This window comes from Saccharopolyspora montiporae (assembly GCF_015209505.1).
In the GTDB taxonomy this organism is placed as follows: Bacteria; Actinomycetota; Actinomycetes; order Mycobacteriales; family Pseudonocardiaceae; genus Saccharopolyspora; species Saccharopolyspora montiporae.
Genome location: NZ_JADEYC010000038.1, coordinates 1 through 258 on the forward strand (window position 1 = coordinate 1; position 258 = coordinate 258).

Annotated in this window: 1 protein-coding gene; it reads left to right on the forward strand. The window is 70.9% G+C overall.

The window, feature by feature from the left end; genetic code table 11:
• Positions 1-258 (forward strand): HAMP domain-containing protein (locus IQ251_RS17650; protein WP_193929799.1); only part of this gene is annotated, 258 nt, incomplete at both ends.

Below are 258 nucleotides of genomic sequence, written 5' to 3' on the forward strand. Positions count from 1 at the left end.
CAGGTGCGCAACATCGCGCAGGTGACCACCGCCGTCGCCGCCGGCGACCTGTCCACGAAGATCGACGTGAGCGCGCGCGGCGAGATCCTGGAGCTCAAGAGCACGATCAACACGATGGTCGACCAGCTGTCCGCCTTCGCCGCGGAGGTCACCCGGGTGGCGCGCGAGGTCGGTACCGAGGGCAAGCTCGGCGGGCAGGCCGAGGTGGCCGACGTGTCCGGGACCTGGCGCCGACTCACCGAGAGCGTCAACCGGCTG